Origin of the sequence: Novosphingobium sp. 18050, from assembly GCF_902706195.1 — a bacterium.
Lineage (GTDB): Bacteria > Pseudomonadota > Alphaproteobacteria > Sphingomonadales > Sphingomonadaceae > Novosphingobium.
In genome coordinates, this window is record NZ_CACSJO010000032.1 from 1 (window position 1) to 24,002 (window position 24,002).

Here is a 24,002-nt window from a genome sequence, read left to right on the forward strand (position 1 = left end):
AAAAACCCATCACAATGACAACAAACAAGAGGGCCCATGCGGCCCTCTTCGCGTTCCTGCAGAACGCGCAAGATTGACGCGGGGTGGAGCAGCCCGGTAGCTCGTCAGGCTCATAACCTGAAGGTCGTAGGTTCAAATCCTACCCCCGCAACCAATCACCCAACCAAATCAATGGCTTAAAAAACCCATCCAAAGCCGTTGGGCTTTGTGATGCTTAGCACAACGCTAACACATTTGCGGCCTTACGCGATTTGTGAGACGCTGCCGCTTATCCTCCACACCAGCATTGGCGGTTTGTCATGCAGCGGCACGAGATTTTAGGCGGAAAGGTCCAGGTTTACCGGCGCATAGACGGCGGCAACTGGCATTGCTCCGCATCGGTTGGCAGCAGGCAGCGCCGGGTCACCACCAAGACCGACAGTCTGTCTCTGGCCAAGAAAATTGCCGAAGACTGGTATCTTGGTCTGCGGGGCAAGCTTCATGCGGGCGTTCTCAAAACAGAGAAGACCTTCAAGGAAGCTGCGACCCAGTTCCTGCGTGAATACGAGATGTGAGGTGGTCTCGCTTTTCTGGACAGGATGCTAAGCTAATCCCGACCTGATGGATTGGTACGGGAATGAAGACGACGAGAAAGCGCTACAGCGTCGATTTCAAAGCCAAGGTGCGCTGAGCGATCCGGGGTGACCTGACGCTGGCGGAGTTGGCAGCCAAGCACGGCGTGCACCACACGATGATAGCATCGTGGAAATGCCAGGCCATCGACGGTATGGCGGGGACGTTCTCCGGGGCTGGCGATGCGGCCAAGGCGGTCACCGAGAGCGAATTGGAAAAGCTGCACGCGAAGATTGGGCAACTGGTGGTGGAGCGGGATTTTTTGGCGAAAGCCTTTGGTCGATGAGCGTGGATCGGAGGCGAGCGATGGTGGAAGCTGCTCACAGCCGCCTGTCAATCTCGGCGCAATGCCGCCCGCTGCGGATCAGCCGCTCGTCCTATTACTACGCTCCGGTGCCGGAAACGGACGAGACGCTGGGGCTGATGACAGTCATCGACAAGACCTTCATGGAATGCCCATGGTACGGCAGCCGTTAGATGGCGCGGCATCTGCGCCGGGCAGGCCATCAGGTAGGGCGTTCGGCGGCTGATGGCGAAGATGGGCCTGACGCCGATCTACCAACGGCCGCGCACGAACGATCCGCACCCGCAGCACCGGGTCTATCCGTACCTGCTGCGCAAGTTGGTGATCGAGCGGCCCAATCACGTCTGGTGTGCCGACGTGACCTACATCGCGATGCGGCGCGGCTTCCTCTATCTGGTGGGGATCATGGACTGGGCAACGCGCAAGGTCTTGGCCTGGCGGTTGTCGAACACGATGGATGCCGGCTTCTGCGTCGCGGCGCTGGAGGAGGCGCTTGGCCGCTTCGGCAAGCCGGAGATATTCAATACCGATCAGGGCAGCCAATTCACGTCGCAGGCCTTCACCAGCGTGCTGCGCAACGCCGAGGTCCGCATCAGCATGGACGGTCGGGGGCGGTGGATGGACAATGTCTTCATCGAACGCCTGTGGCGATCCTTGAAGTACGAGTGCGTCTACCTCCATGCCTTCGAGACCGGCTCGGAGCTTCGCGCTGGCCTTGCCCGATGGATCCCTATTACAACACCCAGCGTCCGCACTCAGGTCTTGCCGGGAGAACCCCGGCAGAGGCCTATGGATGACCAGAATGGCGGCATGAACGACAACTGGGATTAGCTTAACGCAGCCGCCGAACTGTCCAGGAAGGCGGGACCACCTCAGAAAGCGAATGCTGACTGACCGCGAAATGGTGAATGGTGGCCAGTACCAGCCACGGATTCAGGCGCGGCCCCCGGCTCTACAATACGGCGAAACGCCGGGCCGCCGTAGGATACCACAAGGAAAAGAACCCGGCTCCGCCCCATGCTCTGGCAGTCCAATGCAGCAGTGCGAAAGCGCTGTCGTAGACGACGAGCAGCGGCGCTTAGCAGCGGAGCAGTCTGGGACAATGTGGTATGCGAGGTCATTGCGATGGCATGTGGCAAATGTCACGCCATAGCGAAACCCGCAGGATCTACTGTCCGCCTGAATGAAATGCGTTCACCGCACTAGTGCCACGCCGATACGAAGGCGCGTCGTGCGCCGGTTGTAGTCCAACAGGTTTTCGCCGTATCCCGTGAAGGTCTGGCCGAAGAGATAGAAGTCCGGACCACCGCCCAGAATGCGGCGCAGCGGGTAGGACAAGTCTGCCGCGACCGAGCCCTTGCCGCTGCCGAAGTTGAACCGGCTGGACGTGGAGAGGCGCAGGCCGTCCTCCTGGCCAATCTCGAGGAACAATCCGGTGTTCCCACGATAGCGGCGGATGTCCGGGTTGTCCGACAGGTCGCCGGCATAGAACCAGGCGCGCGGTGCCACCGTCAGACGGGTTCCGCCGCCCAGCGAGAATGCTGCCATCGGCGCGATGTAGACGGTGTTGAGACTGCGCGAGAAGTCGCCGTCGCGTCCGTTCGATTCATGGCGCATGCCTATCTGGGCGCTCAATGTGGTCTTGTCGGACAGCGCCTTCGGCGGGGTGACGTAGAAGAGTTCCGGTTGAAAATCGATGTTGCGGAAGGGGGAGGAGTCCGCCCCCAGATCCCAGAACATGCGCTGCGTGTAAGCGAAATAGAACCCGTCGCCCAGCGCGGGCCGGCCCTCACGGGCGCGGCTGCCGAACAACTGGTATTTGAAGCTGAGCTGGATGCGCGCCTCGCTGTTGGTGCCGGGGCCATAGACGGCATAGATCGGCTCGTAGGCACTCAGGTTCTCTAGAAAGGCATTGCCTATGGTACGATCGCTCGGCGGCGGGGTTGCCGGGAGGGCATCGGCGACCTGAACGTCTGCATCAGGCGCGGCGCCTGAGGGTGCGGCTGACGACGCAGGGAGTGACGCCGCGAGCGTCACGGCCTGCGCGCCCCATTGCGGCACAGAAAGCAATGCTCCGTCCTGGAAACTACCAGGTGCCAACTGGTAATGCGCGGAAGCGAAGCTGCCGGCAGCGATAGTCACCGTGGCAGGCGTCTCCGGGGCTCGCTGCAGCATGACGGTGCGCCCTGCGCCCAGTGCGCCGCGCCTTTCGAGGCGCGCCTCGACAGTGTCAGGCAGGCTTGCCTCGGCGGTGCCCGTCCCGGTGTTGAGCAAGCGGATATCAAGCTGCGCGCCGCCATCCGGGTTCGGCTCGACATGGCCAATCAATGTTTCCATCGCGTCCTGGGCGAATGCGCTGCTGGGTAGCGCGGCTGCCAGAGCCAGCGCCGAAATAAACGTGAGCGGTCTTTTCATACGAGCGGCTGCTTCCGGGATGAATCGGGGGCATGATCAATAGCCCTTGCGGTATCGCAGGCAACAGGAGTTTGCGGCGCTCAACCGCACCGGATGGTCCTTTCATGGGCTTTCAGGGACATGGCAGGGATGCTGGTGACTGGTCCGTCGTCACGGTCCGACATCGCTGCCCGAGATGCGCAGGCGGTAGGTCTGGCCCGATGGGAAGCCCAAGGCGGCTGCGACAGCGTCGTTCCAGCCGTAAGGATCGGAGCGGATCACCGGCTCGCCGTCCTCACCGAATACCACCGTCTGGTAGATGAGCCTGACGGGGATTTCTCGCGGCAATGAAACGAAGGTTTCCTTGCCGGTCGCGCGGGCGCGGTGCCATTCGTCGAGGACGCCCTCGTCGCGTGCCAGCATTTCCGCGAAACCCAGCGCGTCCTCCACCCGGACGCAGCCGTGGCTGCGCTGGCGCTGCACTTCCAGGAACAGTTGCTTGGCGGGAGTGTCATGGAGATAGATCTGGTGCTCGTTCTTCATGTCGAACTTGACCAGACCGAGCGAGTTTTTCGGACCCGGCTGCTGGACGACCCAGCCATCCTTCCAGGCCATATTGTTACGGCGCAGATAGCCGCTGCCCTTGCCCGCGATTTCCTTGTTCTGAATCGAGCGCGGCACGGTCCAGGTCGGATTGGCGACGAGCCTGTAAATCGGCGACCCCAGTTGCGGCGTCTCGTTCTCGGGTTCGCCGACCACGACTTTGCGGCTGTCGGCGATCTTTCCATCGCGCCAATAGAGCAACCTTCCTGCGGCGATGTTCACGTCGATGCGGGTGGGCGGGGCATTGCGGTCCAGCCAGCGCATCCGCTCCATGGCGACGGCGATGGCCCTTGCGCGGTCCGCGTCGGACAAGTTGAGGATTTCGAGCGCATCGGTGCCGATGAGACCGTCGGGTTTGATCCCGTAATCGGCCTGCATGTGCTGGACAGCCCGGACCATCGCCGGGCTGTAGCTACCGCCTTGCGCGTCGGCGCGGTCGAGATAGTCGGATGCCACAAGCTGGCGGGCAATCGCGGGAATGCGCGGGTCGGCGCCGCCGGGCTTCAGCGACTCCCCCTTGTCGGGAATGGCGGGGCCGGGCGCATCATCTTGCTTGCGCAGCGCGAGATAGGCTTTGGATAGGTTGCGATAGCCATCGTCCCTGGGGGCAAGGCCCGCCATCCAGTCCCCGAGCTTTCCCGTCGAAAGCGCTCCGGCGAGCCCGCTTAACAGATCGGGTTTCGGCCGGGGAACCGTGTAGATTTCGTATAACCGGGCAGGATCGGATGCGCCGCGTGCCAAGGCTGCCGCATAGCGAAGGGCGCTTCGGTTCAGCGCCTTTTCGCCTTCGACGCTGCCAGGTTGGCCTTCCACGATAAATTTCATCCGATCCAGGCCGTGCACGGCGCGTCCGTCGATGGCCTTCCGAAGCTGGCGTACTGAAGCATCGTCCCAGTGGACTTGGTCGATACTGGTCGCTGTTACGGCCTTGTCAGGCTCCCTGGAAAGGAAATTACATCCGGCGAGTGTGAACGTCAGAACCAGTAACGAACACGCGATCACACCTTTGGGCACACGGATCTCCTTGAAAGAGCCGTATAATAACGGAAGAACGCGCGAAGAGTTTCACGCCATCATGCGCGAACTGCGTAGACCAGTCGTCCCTGTCCCAGAAATCCGAACACGTCGTCGAGCTTATTCTCGCCCACCGCGAAGCAGCCCTGGCTGCGGCCCAGCTTGCCGTGAGCGGTCACCATTTCGTCATTGGCATACCATGCGCTGTGTATGACGATGGCCCGATCGAGGGCGTTGTTGTTCGTCGCGTCCAGCCCGATAAGTCGCTGCGAGCGACCATGTTTGCCGACGTAATAGTTGTCGGTCACGAATGCACCTTCGCTGGAGGCATTGGATCCGAAAGCATTCGAAAAGCTCTTGAGGAAGCCGGTGTGGCCTGGGTCCGAGCCGGATCCGTGGGCGACGAGCAGGCGCGAAGCCTTGCCACTCTCAACGTCGAGAAAGTGCAGCATCGGCTCTGAGGACGGTGCTGAAAAGTCGACGATGGCGATGCGATCGCGGGCGGTGATCGTCTTCGCATGTTCGTCGAGCGCAGCGAGCGCCCGTCGCAAAATTTTTGGGTCGACGGCAAACCGCGAGGCCGTAGGCGCAATCGGGGGACGGGCGGGTAGCGGCATGGGCGGGGTTGGCTCCGCCAGAAACGGCACGCGAGTCGAACAAGCCACGGCGCCAACAGCCACCGCAGCGCCTGCAATTATCGCGGCGCGCCTGGAAGATTGATGGGGCTTTTTATCCATGATGTTATGTATGGAAATATGTCTCTGTATTTAAAGGGCTCATCGCTGTTTTCTGCGTTCAATTCAGCACACTTTATTTGAATTTTGCGATGAACCGATGAGTGACCGCCATAGCCGAAATCTGGCAAATTACTGCCTGATTATGCTGAGATGATATTGGCGGGCGCGTGCGTCTGGGCAATCGCTGCAAATTATCATTTCCGTACACGATTATCCGGGTATCTGTTGGCTTGGAAACCAAAGTGTCTCTTCGTGCGCTACGGCTTATCATGGACGCAATCACACCTGTCGATGCGGATAGCGCAGTAGTGTCTGCAGACGTGCAGCCGCAACGGCGCGTTCTGAAAATTGTGCGCAATGCGGTGCTGGTCTTCATCGGCGTGATTTTCGCGATCTGGCTGGTGCTTTTCATCACCAAGGGACGTTTTCTGAAGCATCCCTTCGAAAGCGTGGCTGGTTCGCTTGCGGATCGCAAGATAATGGTGGGGGGGGACTTCCAGCTTTATTTCGCGCCGTTTCGCCTCAAGTTCCTGGCTGAAAATCTCGAAGTTTCGAACCCGAAATGGGCTTCCGCCGACACCCTTTTTTCCGCGCGCCGGCTCGAAACGCGTATCGCGCCGCTGTCGCTGATCTTCGGCCGCAGGCATGCGTATTGGCTCGATCTGGCGGACGGCAACGCCAATCTCGAATGGGATGCGCAGCACAGGCGCAACACCTGGACTTTCGGCAGCGGCGGCAAAGGCAAGCCATTCGAATTGCCGCGCATCGACCGCGCCAGCATTTCGGGGATGCGGGTTCGCTATGTCGATCCGCAAATGCCGCTACTGGCAAACCTTAGGATCGATCCCATCGTCTCGATCGATACGCGGATCGGCAATGCGGTTGGAGTGAACGGGGATGGACGGTTCCGCAATACGCCGTTCAGGGTAGCCGCGCGCCTGCTGTCGCCCGATGCGAGCGTCACCGGAGGCGAGAACAAGCTGGAACTGCGTGCCTGGGCCGTGAACAGCGTGATCGACGTTACCGGAACCCTCCCCGCGCTGACCGAGTTCGAAAATGTGCCGCTGAACGTCGCTGCCAAGGGCCGCGACTTGTCGCAGTTGGTGGGGGTGATCGATGTCACGATCCCGCAAACCCGCCGCTACGCACTCAAAGCGCAGATGGTGAAGGACGGGCAGGCGTACCGCTTCACCGGCATGACCGGCACTTTCGGCCAGTCGGACCTTTCGGGCCGCTTCACTGTCAACAATGCCAAACGGCTGCGCCTTGACGCAGCTTTGACGACGCGGAGGCTGGATATCATCGATGCAGCACCTTTCATCGGCTACAACCCCGATATCGTTGCTTCCCATGGCGCGGTAGCGGCTGCTGCGGCGACTGGTGCAGGCGCGCAGCGCGTGATGCCCGATGCCGCGCTGCCGGTCGCCTCGATGCAACGCTTCGATGCCGGACTGGACTGGAAGATCGGCATCGTCCGCTCGAAAAACGTGCCGGTCTCGGATGTGGCGATGAAGTTGTCGCTCGAACGCGGGCGGCTGGTGCTGTCGCCGCTGACGTTTTCGATGGCGCGCGGTGACGTCTCGTCCGACCTGATCTTCGATACGCGCCAGCGTCCATCGGCGATCAGTTACGACATTCGCCTCGGCCCGACGCCGATGGGGCGCCTGCTCGCAGGGTATGGCGTTGCGGATTCGGGCACCACCGGATCGGTGCACGGGCGTATCAAGCTGGAGGGGCGGGGGGACACGATCCACGATTCGCTGGCGACTTCATCCGGGCGTATTGCCTTCGTCATGCCGCAGGGCACGCTGTGGACGAAGAATGCCCAACTTGCCGAACTCGACCTTGGAACATTCGTCTACAAGATGTTCGAGGGCAAGCTGAAGAAGCCGATCGAGATCAATTGCGGCCTTCTCGCCTTCACCGTCCGCGGCGGCATGGCGGCATCGGACCCCATCCTAATCGACACGAGCAAGAACGTCGTCACTGCGCGGGGCGGCTTTAACTTCGATACCGAAGGTGTCGATATGGCGTTTCGCGCCGATGGGAAGAAGTTCAGCCTGCTGTCGGGCCAGTCGCCGGTGCGTCTGGGCGGGCATTTCGCCAGCCCTTCGCTGCAGGTCGTCAGCCCCCAATTGCTCGGACGCGTCGGAGCGGGCCTGGGGCTGGCCGTGGTAGCATCGCCGGTGGCGGGTCTGCTGGCTTTTGTCGATGTGGGTGATGCGAAGTCCGCCGCCTGCGGCCCTGTCCTTTCAGGCGCGCGCGCTGCCGCTCAGCGCACGACCAAGGGCAAGCCCCGCACTGACGTCGGCAAGGGACAGGCGAAAAAGACCTCCTGAAGCCGGAGCCGCAAATGCTCAGGGAAGAGGAATTTCAAGCTGAACAGAAGCTCCGAATTAAAGCAATCTAGCGCTATAGCAGCTTGTCGAGTGTGATGGGCAGGTCACGGATGCGCTTTCCCGTTGCGTTGTAGATTGCATTGGCGACCGCCGCGCCGGTGCCGGTAATGCCGATCTCGCCGATACCGCGTGCCCCCATGGGAGTATGCGGATCGGCGATGTCGGTCCAGATCACGTCGATTTCGGGCACGTCCATGTGGACCGGAACATGGTATTCCGAGAGGCTGGGGTTCATGACGCGGCCGGTTCTCTCGTCGAACTGGGTCTCCTCCATCAGCGCAAGGCCAAGGCCCATGATGATGCCGCCGCGAAACTGGCTAGCCGCGGTCTTGGGGTTTAGGATGCGCCCGCAGTCGAACGAACCAAGAAAGCGGCTGACGCGCGGTTCGCCGGTCACCGAATTGACGCGCACTTCGCAGAACATCGCGGCGTGGCTGTGCATGGACCAGTGCTGCGTCTCCAGCGGGGCCGGCGCTTCTGCCGTGACGGTCACGGAGGTTTGGCCAGCCCTGGCGAGGATCGAGACATAGGTTTCATGCAATGCGGGATCGCCAAGCTTGCACAGCCCGGCATCGCCGCTCGCCACTTCGTCCGGCTTGAGGCCGGCGAGGGGGGAATCGTTGCCCACGATTTTGAGGAGCGCTTTCACCAATGAATGATGGGCGGCGCTTACGGCTGCGCCGATTGCGGCAGTCTGCTGCGACCCGCCGGCGAGAACCACGCCGGGCAGAGTGGAGTCCCCGTAGCGGAACACCACCGCGTCCATCGACAGCCCCAGTCGATCCGCAGCGACCTGGGTCTGCGCGGTGGAAGTTCCCATGCCCATTTCGTGTGCGGCAATGTCGATGATCGCCTGGCCGTCATGGGTGAGGGTAATACGCGCCGCGCCGCCGGGCATGCGGTAGTAGGGGTAGGTTCCGGCGGCGCAGCCCATTCCTACCAGCCATTCGCCGTCGCGGGTGGAGCACGGCACTGAGCTGCGTTTATCCCACCCAAACTTCGCCGCGCCGGTGCGCCAGGCCTCGACGATGTTGCGTGAGGAAAAGGGCAGGCCCGAGATCGGCTCGTTCTTGGGCTCGTTGCGGACGCGCAGTTCGATCGGGTCGATGTCCAGCGCCGATGCCAGTTCGTCCATCGCGCATTCGAGCGCGAACGTGCCCACTGATTCCCCCGGCGCGCGCATGAAGGTATTGGCAAGCATGTCCAGTTCCACCGCCTGTACGTCGAGGCTGATCGTCTCGGAGGCATAGGCGCTGCGTGTGGCCATGATGAATGGCTCGGGCATCGCATTGCTGGCGGTCTTGGCGGTGACGCCGGTGTGGATCAGCGCCTTGAGCAGGCCCTCGCGGTCGGCGCCGAGGGCGACCCGCTGCTCGGTCAGAGAGCGGCCGCCTACCACGCGGTAGACCCCCTCTCGCGAGAGGACCAGGCGTACCGGGCGGCCAGAGGCCTTGGCCGCCATTGCTGCCAGAACCTGGTGCTGCCACAGGCACTTGCCGCCGAACCCGCCGCCTACAAACGGCGAGGTGACCACCACCTTGTCCTCGGGAATGCCGAACATCTGGGCGATCGACCAGGCTTCGTGGGCGACTAGCTGTGAGGCATCGTGGATGCGCAGTTCGTCGCCGGTCCAAGCAGCGGTAACCGCGTGGAGCTCGATGGCGTTGTGGTTGTGGCGGGGCGTGCTGTAGCGCACGTCGACACTGACCGGCGCCCTCACGAGCGCGGCTTCGGCATCGCCGATCTCGTTATGGAGCGGCTGGCCCATGAATGTCGCAGTGCGCGTCCCTGCTGCCTTGGCCTTGGCAAAGTGCGTCTGTGCAGGCTCGCTTTGGTAGCGCACGTGGACGAGCGAACTGGCATGGTCGGCTTGTTCCTGCGTCTCGGCCAGCACCACCGCGACGGGCTCGCCGTTCCAGTGGATGGCATCGTCCTGCATCACCGGGAGATTGTCGCCGCCTGCGGCCTTGGGGCCAGACATGAAAACCGGCGGCGGCGCGATGCGCGGGGCATTGCGATACGTCATGACGCTCAACACACCGGGCGAACTCTCTGCCTGCTCGGTGTCGATTGCGGCAATCCGCCCCTTCGGGACCGTGCCGAATACGAGGGCCGCGTAGACCATGCCTTGCATCGGAAATTCGGCCGCGAAAGGGGCCGTGCCGGAGACCTTGAGCGGCCCGTCCAGCCTCGAGACCGGCTTGCCGACGTGCCCGTGCCGGGAACGGATCAAGGGATCGGGCTCGCCGCCGGGAATCCAACCATCAGGCGCAAGCGCTATGGCTTTGGCCATTACGCCTTGAACGGCGCTCTCGACGATCTGCCTGGCATCCTTCGAGATGCTCATGCCGTTTCTCCTGCAAGGTTGCCGAGCACGGCGATGATGGTCCTTCTGGCAAGTTCGATCTTGAAGCCGTTGTCGCTGAGCGGGCGAGCATCGGCCAGTTCCGCATCGGCGGCTGCAGCGAAGGCAATTGCTCCGACGGGACCGCCTCGCAGGACCTCTTCCGCCCGCGAGGCGCGCCATGGTCTGTGCGCCACGCCGCCGAGGGCGATCCGCACGTCGCGGATATGGCCGTCCTCGATCTGGAGCGCGGCCGCCACCGAAACGAGCGCAAAGGCATAGCTCGATCGGTCGCGCACCTTTCGATAGGTGGAGCGCGCGGCGAACGGCTGCGGGGGGAGTTCGATCGCAGTTATCAGTTCGCCTGGATCGAGCACCGTCTCGACATGGGGCTGGTCGCCGGGAAGGCGATGCAGCTCGGTCAGCGGAATATGGCGCACGCCGGCACTGCCACGCAAATGGACGGAGGCGTCGAGCGCCACTAGCGCAACGCACATGTCGGATGGGTGGACGGCAACGCAGGCCGGCGACGCGCCGAGGATGGCATGGTTGCGGTTAAAGCCTTCCAAGGCATCGCAGCCCTTGCCGGGACTGCGTTTATTGCATTGCCCCGCCTCGTCGTAGAAATAGGCGCAGCGGGTGCGTTGCAGCAGATTGCCGCCAACAGTCGCCATATTGCGGATCTGCGCGCTCGCCCCCGAGACGATCGCGCGTGAAAGTGCCGGATAGCGGGAGCGCACCGATCGGTGCTCTGCCACGGCGGTATTGCGGACGCCCGCACCGATGCGCAGGCCGCCGCCGGGAAGCTCCTCGATCTCATGGGAAAGGCCGGTAACGTCGACGAGAGTATCGGGACGTTCGATCTCCTCGCGCATCAGGTCTACAAGGTTGGTGCCGCCGCCCAGATATCTGGCTTGGGGGATCGTGCCCCGCCGGACCGCTTCGGCCGTGTCAGCGGCGCGGGAATAGGTGAACGGGGTCATTCGGCCGCCTCCGCGAGAATATCTTCTTCTGCAAACACCTCGGTAATGGCATCGACGATGCCGTTGTGCGCGCCGCAGCGGCACAGGTTCCCGCTCATCCGCTCGCGCAGTTCATCGTGGCTGAGTGAGATTGTTTCTGTACACAGGTCGGCGGTGACATGGCTGGGCACGCCGCGCCGGATTTCCTGTGCCATGCCTATGGCCGAACATATCTGGCCGGGGGTGCAATAGCCGCACTGGAACCCATCATGTTCGATGAACGCCTGCTGGAGCGGATGAAGCGAACCGGGCGCGCCCAGCCCCTCGATCGTGGTGACGCTGCGCCCTTCGAACTGTACCGCCAGCGCCAGACAGGAGAGGATGCGCTCGCCATCGACGAGCACGGTGCAGGCTCCGCACGCGCCCTGGTTGCAGCCCTTCTTGGTGCCTGGCAAATGCAGGTATTCACGCAAGAGATCGAGAAGCGACACGCGCGGATCGTCGGGCAGGGATACGGCAGCGCCGTTCACGGTCATGCTCATGCGTAAGCCTCGCAATCGGAAAGGGCCGTCCGCCGTAGCCCGTCTCCGAACTAACGCCCGACTGCGCGTTTGGTGCCGCTGGTACGGCAAGCCCGGTGGCGTAGATGCCACGGACCGACCTGCGAACGGGACCAGTACCTCTGGCGCCTCTGCGAGCATTTCAGACGATGACTACGCTTTATTCTTCCCCCACGTCCTTCAAATGGCGGGATACCCCGATGATGCCGCATCATGCACGTTATCGCCGGTTTCGCTTTATCGCGTGACGCCGCCGCGTTACGATCGCAGCTCAACAGGGAGAGACTAAGAAAATCATGGGAAGTTTACTCGTCGCGTTGATCGCAGTGGTCGCGATGTTCCTCGTCATGGGCGTGCGCGTCGTGCGGCAAGGCTATGTCTACACCGTCGAGCGCCTGGGCAAGTTCACGCTGGCGGCTGAGCCTGGTCTGCACATCATAATCCCGTTCGTCGACCGCGTCGGCCAGAAGGTGAACATGATGGAGCAGGTGCTCGATATCCCCGGTCAGGAAATCATCACCAAGGACAACGCCATGGTCGGCGTCGACGCGGTAGTGTTCTTCCAGGTACTCGACGCCGGCAAGGCGGCCTACGAGGTGCACAACCTGCAACTGGCAGTTATGGCGCTGACGACTACCAATTTGCGAACCGTGATGGGTTCGATGGACCTGGATGAGACGTTGTCCAAGCGGGACGAGATCAATGCAAGGCTGCTCGTGGTGGTCGATCATGCGACCGCGCCGTGGGGCCTTAAGATTACCCGTGTCGAGATCAAGGACATTCGCCCGCCACTCGACATCTCGAATGCGATGGCGCGTCAGATGAAGGCCGAGCGTGAGAAGAGGGCCGAAATCCTGGAAGCGGAAGGCCGCCGCGCATCCGAGATACTCAAGGCCGAGGGGCAGAAGCAGTCCCAAATCCTTGCAGCGGAAGGGCGCCGTGAAGCTGCCTACCGCGATTCCGAGGCGCGCGAGCGCGAAGCCGAAGCAGAGGCCAAGGCAACGCGGATGGTTAGCGAGGCGATCTCGGATTCTGGCGTGCAAGCGATCAACTACTTCGTTGCGCAGAAATATGTCGATGCGATCGGAAAGTTCGCGACCTCGCCCAATGCCAAAACGATCCTGTTCCCGGTTGAGGCGACGCAGCTGATGGGGACTCTGGGCGGGATCGGCGAACTGGCGAAGGAAGCGCTTTCAGGCTCTTCCACTCCGGCCACGACCGCCGCTCGGCCGGCGACTTTCCCGACCCGTCCCGGCGTGCCGCCGGCCGGTCCTTCCGGGGCACCATGATGGCGATGCCTTTCGACCTCGAGCCGCACTATACCTGGCTGGTGATTGGGCTGGTGCTGGCGGTGGCCGAGATGGCGATACCCGGCGTGTTCCTGATATGGATGGCAGGGGCGGCGCTGGCCACAGGCATGCTGACCTGGATGGTGGCGATCGAACTGCCAGCGCAAGTGTCGATCTTCTCGGTGCTCTCAATCCTGGCGGTGTTCGCCGGACGCAAGTATCTGGCGCGTCATCCGGTTGTTGCCGCCGATCCGCTGATGAACCAGCGCGGCGCACGTGCCGTGGGCGAGAGCGTAGTCGTTACCGAGGCAATCGTCGGCGGTAGCGGCCGCGTGCGGCTAGGTGACAGCGAATGGATGGCGCGCGGCGAGGATGCGGCGCTGGGAACGCGCCTTCGCGTAACGGCTGTCGACGGATCAGTGCTGCTGGTAAGCGTGCCGCCTGCCTGATCGACTGCGACATGCCGGTTGGTGGGCGAGGAAGCCGTTTGGCCTGCATATGTTGTCGACGGTCGTTCTTGAGAGAACCATTGGTTCGGTCGCAATGGAGAAGGCGGTCGATTACCACCCAGACAGGCCTGTTCGGATCGAGCAATTTGAGCAGAAACGGGCAGCGGCTGTTCCGCGCTTCCTTTGCGACGCGAGCCCAATTGCGGGCAGAGCGGATCGTTTGGGCGATGCTCTTCTTGAACGGGGCTAACTGGTAGCAGATGCGTCGTGACAGCGTTACACTTGCCACCGGCTTCGAGCCGATCGTGAGTCCGGAGTATGCGGGCAGCGAGTTGCAGGAGAGAACATGAACGATATGCCCGGCGAGTTTGAAGCCCATGATTTCTTCCGCAGCGATCGGTTTATCGATGATCCGTACGGTTATTTCGATTACCTGAGGGAACAGTCGCCGGTGGTCCGCGAGCCGCATCAGGGTATCGTCATGGTAACCGGCTACGCCGAAGCGCTCGAAGTCTACAACGATCCCGCCCGGTTCTCGTCCTGCATGTCGACGACAGGACCGTTCGCGGGCTGCCCCATTCCTTTGGCAGGTCACGAAAACGAAGACATTTCCGAACTGATCGAAACCTACCGCGACCAGACCCCCTTCAGCGATCAGCTTCCGACCATGGATCCGCCGACCCACTCCGCCCATAGAGCGTTGCTGATGTCGCTGATCACGCCGAAACGCCTCAAAGAGAATGAGGAGTTCATGTGGAAGCTGGCCGAGCAGCAGATCGACACGTTTATTTCCCGTGGCGAGTGCGAGTTCATGGACGATTTCGCCCAGCCCTTCGCCGTGCTCGTTGTCTCGGATCTGCTGGGCGTGCCTCCCGAGGATCGCACAGAATTCCGCAAGCACCTGATCCGCGTGGAGCAGGAAAGTGGCGGAGCCGTGGTCGGCGGTACGGACGGCGAGGTCAACCATGGGCCGCTCGTCTGGCTTTACGATACGTTCTCTAAATACATCGAGGACCGTAGGCAAAATCCCAGGGAGGATATCCTGACCGGGCTCGCCAAGGCCACCTTCCCCGGCGGTGAGGTGCCGGAGCCGCTCGATGTTGCCCGGATTGCGGCCAATCTGTTCGCTGCCGGCCAAGAAACCACGGTGCGTTTGCTAAGCTATGCTTTCAAGGTGGTGGGCGAACGCCCTGACCTTCAGAAACGCCTTCGCGAGGATCGCAGTCTCATCCCCAATTTCGTCGAGGAATGCCTGCGAATTGAGGGCCCCGTAAAGGGCGACTTCCGATTGGCGAAAAAGCCGACGAGCGTAGGAGGGGTCGATGTTCCCGCCGGCGCTTTCCTTTACATCGCCAACAGCGCCGCCAACCGGGATTCGCGCAAGTTCGAAAACCCCGGAGAATTCGAGCTGGACCGTAAGAATGCCCGCCTGCATGTGGCATTCGGCGCTGGCCGCCATGCGTGTCCGGGCGCTCCTTTGGCGCGGGCCGAAGCGGTTGTAAGCCTCAATCGCATGTTCGATCGGACCAGCGACATCCGCATCTCCGAGAAGGTCCACGGACCGGCCGACGCTCGGCGCTACAGCTATTTGCCCACGTTCATCCTGCGTGGATTGACGCACATCGCCCTGGAGTTCGATCCGGTAGAGGCCGCTCCGCGATGAATGTCCATGTCGATACGGATCTCTGCGCGGGTTTCGGAATCTGCGTCGGAATCTGCCCGGAGGTGTTTGAACTGCACGAAGACGGCTACGCCACTGTGCTGGTTAGCGAAGTACCGCCAGAGCTTGAGGATCTGGTACGCCGGGCGGTCAGTCAGTGTCCGGCGCAAGCGATTTCCATAAGCGGAGATTCCTCAGCGGTCTGAGCCCGGGGAAGGGCTCGTCGGAATTAACGTCTGCCCCTGCGGCGCAGTCGAAAAATAGTGCGCCGCTGATGCACGCCCATGGCGCGTCGAAGGTGATCGGCGGCCAGCGAAAGCAGGTATTTTGATGAGTGTTTTACCCCCGCCGGGCCGCGATCGGCGGGGCGCGGCGGATTACAGGCGGTCGGGAGTGGATCAATGCTCGGCGGGCAAGGCATTGACGATGGGGTGCCGCCCATGACGCAAAAAGGGCTAGTCGCATTGCTCACCTTACGTGGCGTGCCATGTTCATTGGACGCAGAAATTGGCGCATGACGCCGATATCGAAGCAGGACGGGGTTCCCCTTCTCCATCGGAACATGCGACCATGTGATTGAAGAGTGATCGCCTGGAGCTGAACGTGGACCTTGAGGACTTGAAGAGCTTTGCCATGGTTGTGCTGCATGGTGGGTTCTCCGCAGCGGAACGTGCAACGGGCGAAGCGCGCGGAAAGCTGTCGAAGCGGGTCGTCAAACTTGAACGGGAACTCGGAACCCGGCTGTTGGAAAGGTCGACCCGCAGCGTCCGCGTCACTGACGTGGGACTGGAAGTTTATCGGCAATGCGAGATTATCGCCGACAGCCTGGCAGCAACACGGGTTATCGCGGATCGCGCAAGGGAAGACGTCGCCGGTCTGCTGCGTATCAGTTCTCCGCCTGGCGTCGCTCGTTACCTCGGTGCAGAACGCCTCTCGGCGTTTCTTGACCAATACCCCCAGGTTCGAGTGGAGATGCACATCACCAGCCGCCGGGTCGACATCATCAAGGAAGGCTACGATATTGCCCTTCGTGCGGACGTGGAGAAGGATACCGACCTTTCCCTTACCATGCGGCAGTTCGGTCGCGGCCAGCGCATCCTGGTCGCAAGCCCGGGCTTTTTGAGCGAAATCGGGCCCATTGAAGTGCAGATGCTGCCGTCATTGCCAACGCTGACAGTTGGAGAACACGCCGAGCAACATAGATGGGATATGATCGAAGAAGACGGCACAATGCACCGCGTGGTTCATCGGCCTCGCATGTACAGCAACGATTCCCATATCGTTCGCGAAGCTGCGGTGAACGGTATGGGTATCGCGCTTCTCCATGAACTTACCTGCCGTGAAGATCTGACACATGGGCGTCTCGAACGAGTACTATCTCAGCTGCATACGACCGAAGGCCTTCTCCACATGGTGTTCGCAACGCGGCGAGGAATGTCGGCTGCCCAGCGTGCGTTCATCGACCATTACGCTGAGCCCGGCGCTATCTGATCGAGCGGTATCAGCTAGTTCCAGAGCGACGAGGTCGGATGAAACCGAGAAGGGGGGCGCTTCTGCCAAGGGGCTCAAATTGGTGTCCTTTGCCGCGCAAAACCAGCGTTGGCGGCTTTGTAGAAGCAGGTTGAAGCCGTTTTGGGCGGGCGACGCTGCTGTTGCTTGTCAGCCTGTGCCAGATCTTGCTGAATGCGGCGGCCTCGCGCTTGTCGAGGCAAATTTCCGCCGAGCCACGGGCGCTGGCGAAAATAGGGACATAGGCTTCCTTGCGTATGATGAGAATGTGGAGGGCAATCTCGAGGGGTACAGACGACGTTGGAGTACGCTGACACAACTGTGCTCACAGCAGCGGGCTTACCATACGGGCGATGTTTTCGGCGATTTTGCGCATGAGCGGACGCCGGCGCCAGTTGTCGAGCGAGAGGCGATCGGCGTGGGCGATGGAGCCCGCCTGAATCGCCTCGAGCGCGGCCACGCTGGCCCGATCATGCAAAAGCAGGCTCACTTCTTCGTTGAGTTGGAACGAGCGCAAGTCGACATTGCTCGATCCGACGATGCCGAGTTCGCCGTCGATGCTCACGTTCTTGGCATGCAGCAGGTACTGGCGAAACAAGTGGATCTTGACCCCTGAACGCAGGAGGTCCGCGTAATAGGATCGCTGGGCAAGGGCGACCAGCGGTTGGTCTACCACGGCCGAGACGATGAGGTTCACTTCCACCCCGCGCATCACCGCAGTGCGCATCGCGCACAGCAGGGGTTCGTCGGGAATGAAATAGGGTGAGGTGATAATGACCCGGCGGACGGCACGTTGCAGTTGCCAGGTCAGCAGCGTCTGGAAGCCCTCGAGCGGATAGTTCGCGCCGCTGGGGAGAAGCTGCGCCTCGGCCGTACCCGTTGCGGCGGGAACGACAATATCGCTTTCGGGCATGGTTTCCGTTTCGAGGAACCAGTCGGTAAGGAACGTGGCTGTCATTTCCGCCACCACGGGGCCGGTCACGCGTGCGACGAGTTCGCGGTTCTCGACGCCGGGCCTGAAATTCTTGTCGACGATATTCTGCGAGCCTGCGTAACCGATCTCCCCGTCGATCAGGAACAGCTTGCGGTGATTGCGCATGTCCCGCCGCGTGCGGCCGCGTAGCCAGTGGAAGGGCAGCGCTTCCCGCACATGCGCCCCGGCGCCGCGAAGGAGGGCGATGGAGCCCTTCAGCCAGCGATGCGACCCGACCGGGTCCACCAGAACGTGGACCGTTACGCCGCGCTGCACGGCGCGGGCGAGGGCGGCCGCGACCTGCCGCCCAGTAGCGTCGTCGGCGAAGATGTAGACCAGGATACGGACGTGTTTGCGCGCCTTGTCGATGTCCAGGACGAGACGGTCGATAGTGCCTTCATAGTCGGTCAGCAGTTCCACGCCATTGCTGGATACCGAGGGCATCCCGCCAAGTCTGGCTGCAAGGCTTGCTACATCGCAAGGGGTGGGAGCGGGCTGCAGTCGCTCCACCGCAGGGGCAAGGGCCGCTTTTGCACGTTCGAAACGCTCCGCTCGCCATGTCGGGAAACGGGGGCGGCCGATGGCGAGGTAAAGCAGGACGCCGGGGATCGGCAGGAAGAATATCAGCAGCAGCCAACTGCGCGTGGCTTCGGGCGTGCGGCGCGAGGGCACGATGAGCAGCATGGCGATCCGCACCAGCCACTCGCAGGCATAGAACAGCGCGCCGGACTGCGAGAAAAGGCTGATCGTCATCGGGTGATCCTAGGGCCGAAATTCCTACGTTCCAGCCCTCTCTCGACGGCGCTGCATGACAGAGGTTTAATCTGGCCTCCAGTCGGCCGACAGACATGCCGGTTCATATGTGCTCTCGTCAGGCTTGGTCCGCGCCGGTTCGCGGGCAGAAAAGGGGACGCAGGATGTGTGGTATCGTAGGAATCGTCAGCGGCAGCCCGGTTGAAGATCGCCTGTTCGCAGCTTTGCGGCGCCTTGAGTATCGCGGCTATGATTCCGCCGGTATCGCCGGGGTCGAGGGTGAGCGCATCGTGCGCCGGCGGGCCGAGGGCAAGCTGATCAACCTGGGCCGGGTCCTTGCCGAACAGCCGCTGGCTGCGACGACCGGCATCGCGCATACCCGCTGGGCCACCCACGGGGCGCCGACGAAGGCCAATGCGCACCCTCATGCTACCGGAGAGGTCGCCGTCGTCCACAACGGCATCATCGAGAACTTCAAGTCCTTGCGCGATGAACTCATCGCCCGCGGCCGCCTGTTCGAGAGCGAGACCGATACCGAAGTCGTCGCGCACTTGATAAGCGAACTGGTCGAGGGCGGCGCGGCACCTGTCGATGCCGTGAAGCAGACCCTGCCCAGGCTACAGGGGGCTTTTGCGCTCGCAATCCTGTTTCGCCAGCATCCCGACCTGCTGATTGGTGCCCGTCAGGGCTCCCCGCTAGTGTTGGGTTATGGCGAAGACGAGGCCTATCTCGGCTCGGACGCGCTGGCGCTTGCGCCGCTGACCCAGCGGATCGCCTATCTCGAAGAGGGCGACTGGGCCGTGCTGACGCGGGACGGGGCGCAGGTTTTCGATGCCGCGAACCGCGCCGTGACCCGGGCTATCGTGGTTTCCGGAGTGATGAGCGAAGCGGCTGACAAGGGCAACCATGCCCACTTCATGCACAAGGAGATCCACGAGCAGCCGGTCGCCGTGGCACAGACACTACGGTCCTATCTGCGGCGGCTGGACGGCAGTGTCTCGCTGCCCATCCCGGAATTCGATCTGGCCGGTGTCCGGCGCGTGACGATCGTGGCCTGCGGCACCAGCTACTATGCAGGCATGGTGGCGCGTTACTGGATCGAGCAGTTCGCCCGGATTCCTGTCGACATCGATGTGGCGAGCGAGTTCCGCTACCGTGAACCGCGCATGGAGGAGGGCGGACTGGCGCTCTTTATCAGCCAGTCGGGTGAGACGGCGGACACGCTGGCGGCGCTGCGCCATGCGCGCGGTGAAGGGCAGAAGATTGCCGTGGTCGTCAACGTCCCGTCCAGCACGATGGCGCGCGAGGCGGACCTTTTGCTGCCAACCAATGCGGGGCCGGAGATCGGCGTCGCATCGACCAAGGCGTTCACGTGCCAGCTTGCGGTTCTGGCCGCTTTCGCAACGAACCTTGCGCTGGCGCGGGGCGAACTGGCCGGTGTGGACGAGCAGCATATCGTGCGTCATCTGGCAGAGGCACCCGCTGCGCTCAACGCCGCGCTTGCCTATGAGGAGGCCATTGCCGGTGTCGCCGCGCGGATCGCTTCGGCGCGCGATGTGCTGTTCCTGGGGCGCGGCGCGGACTATCCGCTGGCGCTGGAAGGCGCGCTCAAGCTGAAGGAAATCAGCTATATTCATGCCGAGGGGTATGCCGCCGGCGAGATGAAGCATGGACCGATAGCCCTGATCGACGACCAGGTGCCGGTGGTCGTCATCGCACCAAGCGGCCCGCTATTCGAGAAAACCGTTTCGAACATGCATGAAGTGCAGGCGCGCGGCGGCAAGGTCGTTCTGATTTCGGACTACGACGGGATCGAGGCGGCGGGAAGCGGCTGCTTCGCGACGATCACGATGCCCAAGGTCCACCCGCTGATCGCCCCCCTGGTCTATGCGGTTCCCGTACAGCTCCTTGCCTATCACGTGGCGCTTGCCAGGGGCACGGACGTGGACCAGCCGCGCAATCTGGCCAAGTCGGTCACGGTGGAGTGAACTGGCGGAGCGGGTGCATCTGTCGAATTCTTAACCCAGCGGCCATCGTAAGGATGGGCAGGCGGATTTAGACTTACTCGATGCTCAAACCCGGAAAGGATCACGACATGTTCAAGTCTATACCAATTTTTGTAGCCTGCGGCCTGTTGCTTTTTGGGAGCGCCGCGCAGGCTGCGCCCCGCATCAGCCCGGATGCCCAGATTGCAAAGATCACCGCCGGCCGTACTGCAGGCGCGCAGACCGATTGTATCCGACAGATGTCGATTTCATCGTCGCAGATCGTGGACGGCACCGCGATCGTCTATCGGATGAACGACGGTACGATCTACGTGAACCGGCCCAGCTCCGGTGCATCGGCCCTGCGCCGCGACAACGTGCTCGTCACCGATACCCATTCCGATCAACTGTGCAGTATCGATATCGTCCGGCTGCTGGACAGCGGCACCCGCATGCAGAGCGGCACCGTGGGGCTCGGCCCCTTTGTTCCCTATCGGCCTGCTTCGCGTTGATTGATACTCCGACCGGGCTCGTCGTGAATGGAAGGCCGCATCCAAATAACGATTATCTCAGTGCCAGGACGAGTAGCCGATGAAAGATGTGGATACTGGGATACGCAAACGATCAGTGGCGGCGATCGACGAGAGGACCTGCCGCATGGTTTGCCCGATTGCGGCGGGCATGTCTGGCGTGTGCCTCACTGCGATCGGCATTTTGCATCTTGTGATCGTCGTCGGGCGCACGTCAACGATCGCGGACGATCTTCTGGCCCTTGATGCCACACTCTTTCTGGTCGCAACACTTACGTCCTACTTCGCATTGCGCGTAGGTAGTGTCAGACGCCTGCATCTGATGGAAAGGATCGCGGACATCACCTTCATCGCGGCAATGTCGCTGATGACGGTCGTCTCGCTTATTATCACATATGCGATGAACCGCTAATGCGCCGTCAACCTTTTTGCGCCGGTCACGCGCCCAGCCGGGCTCTATCCGCGAATTATGAGTTTCAACCGCTCCGCAACGAATGCCCCGCCCGAAATAATGCCGGCGGGGCATTCCTCGCTATTATTGGGTGACGGGTTCGGCGATGCCCGCAGGCTCCACGCTATCGGGGTTCTGAGGCAAATCGAAGCGATCGGCGTTCATCACTTTGGTCCAGGCGCTCACGAAGTCCCGAACGAACTTTTCCTCATTGCCCACCTCGGCGTAAACCTCGGCGACGGCGCGCAGCTGACTGTTCGCGCCGAAGATTAGGTCGGTGCGGGTTGCCCGCCACTTTTCCTGTTTTCCGCCGCGATCGTAGCCGATGAACTCTTCGTCGGCGCTTTCATCGACCACCTTCCAGAAAGTGTCGTTGTCCAGCAGGTTAACGAAGAAATCATTGGTCAGCTGGCCTTTCCGGTCAGTGAATACGCCTTCCGGTGCGTCCTTGTGATTGGCACCCAGCACGCGCAGACCGCCCACCAGTACGGTCATTTCCGGTACGGAAAGCCCGAGGAGCGAAGCACGGTCGAGCAAAAGCTCCTCGGTCTTCACCGAATGCTTGGTCTTGAGGTAGTTGCGGAAACCGTCCGCCGGAGGTTCCATCACGGCAAAGCTGTCGGCGTCAGTCCATTCCTGCGTTGCGTCGCCTCGACCGCCCTTGAACGGAACCTCGATCGTGAAGCCCGCGTCCCTGGCGGCTTTTTCGACAGCCGCAGTGCCGGCCAGCACGATTGCGTCGGCCATCGAGAGACTGCCGCGCAGCCCATCAATCTTCGCCAGGACGGCTCCCAGCTCAGCCGGATCGTTGACCGTCCAGTCCTTCTGCGGCGCCAGGCGAACGCGCGCGCCGTTGGCGCCGCCGCGATGGTCGGACCTGCGATAGGATGATGCCGAGGCCCAGGCTGTCTTGACCAATTGGCCTAGAGTGAACTCCGCGCCAAGGATTGCCTTCTTGAACGCGGCGACGTCGCCGTCCGCCGGGGTCTTGCCCAAAGGCACCGGATCTTGCCAGATCAAGGTTTCCTCCGGCACCTCCGGCCCGAGGTAACGAACCTTGGGCCCCATGTCGCGATGCGTGAGCTTGAACCAAGCCCGCGCAAATGCATCCTTGAGGGCTTCATGATCTTCACGGAACTTCAACGAAATGACCCGGAATTCAGGGTCCATCTTCAACGCCATGTCGGCCGTGGTCATCATTGTTGGCACGCGCAGCGCGGCGTCGTGCGCTGCCGGTGCCAGGTCCTCTGGCTTCTGGTTGATCGGCTGCCACTGTTGAGCACCTGCAGGACTGCGAACGAGTTCATATTCGTAGTCGAACAGGAGGCGCAAATAGTTCTCGGACCACTGGGTGGGCGTGTTAACCCACGAACCCTCGATACCGCTGGTCGTGGTATGCCCGCCAAACCCACTCTCGAAATCGTTTGCCCATCCCAGGCCCTGCATCGAAATGTCGGCCGCCTCAGGTGCAGCATTCACGAGGCTGGGATCACCCGCGCCATGGCATTTTCCGAAGGTGTGGCCACCCACGGTCAGCGCGACGATCTCCTCATGGTTCATCGCCATGCGCTCGAACGTGACCTTGATGTCCCGCGCCGATTGCAAAGGATCGGGAACACCGCCCGGGCCTTCGGGATTGACGTAGATAAGCCCCATTTGGATGGCGGCGAGCGGGTTCTCCAGCTCCAGCTCTTCTTCGGGCAGGATGCGGGTCTTGTTGTCGGGGTGGCCGACAAACTGCTCTTCGGTGCCCCAATAGATATCGCGTTCCGGCTCGAAGACGTCGCGCCGGCCGCCGCCGAAGCCGAAGATGGGCCCGCCCATCGTCTCGATCGCGACGTTGCCGGTGAGGATGAACAGGTCGGCCCAGCTGATATTCTTGCCGTACTTGCGCTTGATCGGCCACAAAAGCCGCCGCGCCTTGTCGAGATTCCCGTTGTCAGGCCAGGAGTTCAGCGGGGCGAAACGCTGCTGGCCACTGTTGGCCCCGCCGCGCCCGTCGGCCGTGCGGTATGTACCCGCAGCATGCCATGCCATACGGATGAAGAGCCCGCCGTAATTGCCGTAATCGGCAGGCCACCAGGCTTGGCTATCAGTCATCAGGGCCTTCAAGTCGGCCTTGAGTGCATTGTAGTCGAGATCGTTGAAGGCTTCGGCATAATCGAAAGCGTCGCCCATGGGATCGGGCGAGAGGCCGCCTTGATTGAGAACTTCCAGCGAAAGGCTTTCAGGCCACCAGTCGCGATTGGTACGTCCCAGCAATGATCGCGTGGCCGCAGGCTTGCCCATCGGACAGCTCATATCACCTGTCTTCGCATCCATGCCGCATCTCTCCTACGTTATTTTGGCGCAAGTTCGATCATCGTGGTGCATACGCAGAACCGATACTGCATCAGAGATGCTCGATTGCCATTCGTTTAAAACAGTCTTTGGGGTGACGACTCACATATGTCGCGGCGGCTCCATTTGTTGCC

At 61.9% G+C, this 24,002-nt stretch carries 18 protein-coding genes, 1 tRNA gene and 1 pseudogene; 12 read left to right on the forward strand and 8 right to left on the reverse strand.

The genetic code is table 11. The annotated features are described in order from the left end of the window. Positions 1–77: 77 nt before the first annotated feature. The 3 genes and pseudogenes from GVL61_RS21290 to GVL61_RS21300 all read left to right on the forward strand — a co-directional run bounded on the left by GVL61_RS21290 (position 78) and on the right by GVL61_RS21300 (position 1,713). A tRNA-Met gene (locus GVL61_RS21290) sits at positions 78–154 on the forward strand. A gap of 145 nt (positions 155–299) precedes the next feature. After that, complete coding sequence (locus GVL61_RS21295) at positions 300–554, forward strand: hypothetical protein (RefSeq protein WP_200845009.1); 255 nt, start codon at positions 300–302, stop codon at positions 552–554. 119 nt (positions 555–673) lie between these two features. Next, positions 674–1,713: pseudogene (locus GVL61_RS21300) on the forward strand (IS3 family transposase). A 397-nt stretch (positions 1,714–2,110) separates the two neighbouring features. Here the strand turns inward: GVL61_RS21300 and GVL61_RS21305 are convergent. The 3 genes from GVL61_RS21305 to GVL61_RS21315 form a co-directional block, all read right to left on the reverse strand. After that, positions 2,111–3,331: a phospholipase A gene (locus GVL61_RS21305; RefSeq protein WP_159982698.1), complete on the reverse strand. Its 1,221-nt coding sequence runs from the start codon at positions 3,329–3,331 to the stop codon at positions 2,111–2,113. A gap of 150 nt (positions 3,332–3,481) precedes the next feature. Beyond that, positions 3,482–4,726 carry a L,D-transpeptidase family protein gene (locus GVL61_RS21310; protein WP_368667139.1) on the reverse strand — a complete coding sequence of 415 codons (1,245 nt, stop codon included), beginning with the start codon at positions 4,724–4,726 and terminating at the stop codon, positions 3,482–3,484. A 260-nt stretch (positions 4,727–4,986) separates the two neighbouring features. Beyond that, on the reverse strand, positions 4,987–5,664 hold the full coding sequence (locus GVL61_RS21315; RefSeq protein ID WP_159982702.1) for a murein L,D-transpeptidase catalytic domain family protein: 678 nt from the start codon (positions 5,662–5,664) through the stop codon (positions 4,987–4,989). 269 nt (positions 5,665–5,933) lie between these two features. Here GVL61_RS21315 and GVL61_RS21320 point away from each other — a divergent pair, with 269 nt between their 5' ends. After that, positions 5,934–8,003, forward strand: coding sequence for an AsmA family protein (locus GVL61_RS21320; RefSeq protein WP_159982704.1), 2,070 nt, complete (start codon positions 5,934–5,936; stop codon positions 8,001–8,003). Positions 8,004–8,076: 73 nt separating this feature from the next. Here GVL61_RS21320 and GVL61_RS21325 read toward each other — a convergent pair whose 3' ends face one another. From GVL61_RS21325 to GVL61_RS21335, 3 genes are read right to left on the reverse strand one after another with little or no spacing between them, the layout of a single operon-like run. After that, positions 8,077–10,410: a xanthine dehydrogenase family protein molybdopterin-binding subunit gene (locus tag GVL61_RS21325; RefSeq protein ID WP_159982706.1), complete on the reverse strand. Its 2,334-nt coding sequence runs from the start codon at positions 10,408–10,410 to the stop codon at positions 8,077–8,079. Further along, the gene (locus GVL61_RS21330; RefSeq protein ID WP_159982708.1) at positions 10,407–11,390 is read right to left on the reverse strand and encodes a xanthine dehydrogenase family protein subunit M; all 984 of its coding nucleotides are present in this window, start codon (positions 11,388–11,390) and stop codon (positions 10,407–10,409) included. The genes GVL61_RS21325 and GVL61_RS21330 overlap by 4 nt, the downstream gene beginning before the upstream one ends. Then, positions 11,387–11,911: a 2Fe-2S iron-sulfur cluster-binding protein gene (locus tag GVL61_RS21335; protein WP_159982710.1), complete on the reverse strand. Its 525-nt coding sequence runs from the start codon at positions 11,909–11,911 to the stop codon at positions 11,387–11,389. Before GVL61_RS21335 ends, GVL61_RS21330 begins: the two co-directional genes overlap by 4 nt. A gap of 314 nt (positions 11,912–12,225) precedes the next feature. Here GVL61_RS21335 and GVL61_RS21340 point away from each other — a divergent pair, with 314 nt between their 5' ends. The 5 genes from GVL61_RS21340 to GVL61_RS21360 all read left to right on the forward strand — a co-directional run bounded on the left by GVL61_RS21340 (position 12,226) and on the right by GVL61_RS21360 (position 16,818). Continuing rightward, positions 12,226–13,218, forward strand: coding sequence for an SPFH domain-containing protein (locus GVL61_RS21340; protein ID WP_159982712.1), 993 nt, complete (start codon positions 12,226–12,228; stop codon positions 13,216–13,218). Further along, a complete protein-coding gene (locus tag GVL61_RS21345) occupies positions 13,218–13,667 on the forward strand; it encodes an NfeD family protein (RefSeq protein WP_159982714.1) in 450 nt (149 codons plus the stop codon). The genes GVL61_RS21340 and GVL61_RS21345 overlap by 1 nt, the downstream gene beginning before the upstream one ends. 346 nt (positions 13,668–14,013) lie before the next feature. Beyond that, on the forward strand, positions 14,014–15,330 hold the full coding sequence (locus GVL61_RS21350; RefSeq protein ID WP_159982724.1) for a cytochrome P450: 1,317 nt from the start codon (positions 14,014–14,016) through the stop codon (positions 15,328–15,330). Beyond that, positions 15,327–15,533 carry a ferredoxin gene (locus GVL61_RS21355; RefSeq protein WP_159982726.1) on the forward strand — a complete coding sequence of 69 codons (207 nt, stop codon included), beginning with the start codon at positions 15,327–15,329 and terminating at the stop codon, positions 15,531–15,533. The genes GVL61_RS21350 and GVL61_RS21355 overlap by 4 nt, the downstream gene beginning before the upstream one ends. 397 nt (positions 15,534–15,930) lie before the next feature. After that, positions 15,931–16,818 carry a LysR family transcriptional regulator gene (locus tag GVL61_RS21360; protein WP_159982728.1) on the forward strand — a complete coding sequence of 296 codons (888 nt, stop codon included), beginning with the start codon at positions 15,931–15,933 and terminating at the stop codon, positions 16,816–16,818. A gap of 343 nt (positions 16,819–17,161) precedes the next feature. Here the strand turns inward: GVL61_RS21360 and cls are convergent, their stop codons facing one another. Beyond that, the gene (gene cls / locus GVL61_RS21365; RefSeq protein ID WP_159982730.1) at positions 17,162–18,562 is read right to left on the reverse strand and encodes a cardiolipin synthase; all 1,401 of its coding nucleotides are present in this window, start codon (positions 18,560–18,562) and stop codon (positions 17,162–17,164) included. Between the two features lie 164 nt (positions 18,563–18,726). Between cls and glmS the strand changes: the two genes are divergently transcribed. The 3 genes from glmS (at position 18,727) to GVL61_RS21380 (ending at position 21,489) form a co-directional block, all read left to right on the forward strand. Further along, positions 18,727–20,550 carry a glutamine--fructose-6-phosphate transaminase (isomerizing) gene (gene glmS / locus GVL61_RS21370; RefSeq protein WP_159982732.1) on the forward strand — a complete coding sequence of 608 codons (1,824 nt, stop codon included), beginning with the start codon at positions 18,727–18,729 and terminating at the stop codon, positions 20,548–20,550. Between the two features lie 107 nt (positions 20,551–20,657). Beyond that, positions 20,658–21,059, forward strand: coding sequence for a hypothetical protein (locus GVL61_RS21375; protein ID WP_159982734.1), 402 nt, complete (start codon positions 20,658–20,660; stop codon positions 21,057–21,059). Between the two features lie 79 nt (positions 21,060–21,138). Then, positions 21,139–21,489 (forward strand): hypothetical protein, encoded by a 351-nt coding sequence (locus tag GVL61_RS21380; RefSeq protein WP_159982736.1) that lies wholly within the window; start codon positions 21,139–21,141, stop codon positions 21,487–21,489. Positions 21,490–21,612: 123 nt separating this feature from the next. On the opposite strand, the gene katG is transcribed toward GVL61_RS21380, so the two are convergent. Then, positions 21,613–23,850: a catalase/peroxidase HPI gene (gene katG, locus GVL61_RS21385; RefSeq protein WP_159982738.1), complete on the reverse strand. Its 2,238-nt coding sequence runs from the start codon at positions 23,848–23,850 to the stop codon at positions 21,613–21,615. Between the last annotated feature and the right edge of the window lie 152 nt (positions 23,851–24,002).